Raw genomic sequence first — 1,223 nt, forward strand, 5'->3', positions numbered from 1 at the left:
CGAAATCCGACGGCGTGAACCCACCCGCCCCCGGCAACAGACAATGCTCCACCAACGCCCGCAACGCCCGCACATAGGCCGCAGCAACCCGCTCGATCGTCTCCGGCCGGTGCACGTTCGCGGAGAAATACCACTCGAACGCCATCCCACCATCAGCGGTCTGCGACACCTCCACCTGCAACAGATGCGACCGAGTCTGCTCCTGGCCCTCACTCGGGCCATACAGCTCAGGAGACAACTCCCGAACCAGCAACCCCACCTCGCCATCCCCGACGGCATCGAACGCACCACCGTAGTTGAACAGCACCTGCGGACTCGCCACCTGACCCAGCTGGCCCGTCAGATAACGCAGCGCCCCATAACCCACACCACGATCAGGACTACCGCGCAACTGCTCCTTGACCGACTTCAGCACGGTGGCCGAGTCGGCGAGGTCGGGGGCGGCGAGCCTGACCGGGAAGATGGAGGTGAACCAGCCAACTGTCCGTGAAACGTCGACGTCTTCGGCCACCGCCTCCCGGCCGTGGCTCTCCAGGTCGATCGTCACCGCATCGGTGCCCGCCCACTCACCCAGCGCCTGCAACAGCCCGGCCAGCAGCACATCGTTGATCAGCCTCGGTGTTGGCACCGCCCGGCTCGTCGACCGGCACGGCGAAGCCGGACTCGACCTGTTCCGTCCAGTACGGCAGCTGCGCTCGTGCCTTGTCGGAGGTGGCGTAGGTCTGGAGCTTCTCGGCCCACTGCTGGAAGGACGTCGTCTTGGCAGGCAGCCGCTCACCCCGGTAAGCGCTGTCGAGGTCCTCCAGCAGGACGTTCCACGACACCCCGTCCATCACCAGGTGATGAACCGTGATCCCCAGCCAGCCCGGCTCCTCGCCCCGATCGAAGTAGACCACCTTGATCAACGGCCCATCGGCCAAGCTCAACGACGTCTGCGCGAGCGTCATCCGCTCGGCGACCTGGGCCTCAACCATCCCGACCGCATCCACGACCGAGAAGACGTCGCCCTCCTCAGCCGGGGCATTGTGCTGCACCCACGCCCGCTGGGCAGGGTCATAGGCGAACCGGATCCGCAGCGCGTCATGATGCGCCACCACAGCATCCACCGCGCGCGCCAACGCCGAGGCATCGGCCCCAGGCGCGAGTTCGAACATGCCCGACCAGTTCCAATGATCACGATCAGCGATGTCCTGACCGACGAACCAATGCTGGATCGGCGTCAA

At 65.8% G+C, this 1,223-nt stretch carries 2 protein-coding genes; both read right to left on the minus strand.

What is annotated here, in order from left to right; translation table 11 throughout:
* Positions 1–601: condensation domain-containing protein (locus DQW85_RS47590; protein WP_275888190.1), on the minus strand; the 601-nt coding region annotated here is incomplete at its 3' end.
* Positions 567–1,223, minus strand: a 657-nt coding sequence (locus DQW85_RS47595; protein ID WP_275888191.1) for a condensation domain-containing protein, incomplete at its 5' end; no start/stop codon positions are given. The genes DQW85_RS47595 and DQW85_RS47590, both read right to left, overlap by 35 nt.

This window comes from Nonomuraea lactucae, from assembly GCF_003313395.1.
GTDB lineage: Bacteria > Actinomycetota > Actinomycetes > Streptosporangiales > Streptosporangiaceae > Nonomuraea > Nonomuraea lactucae.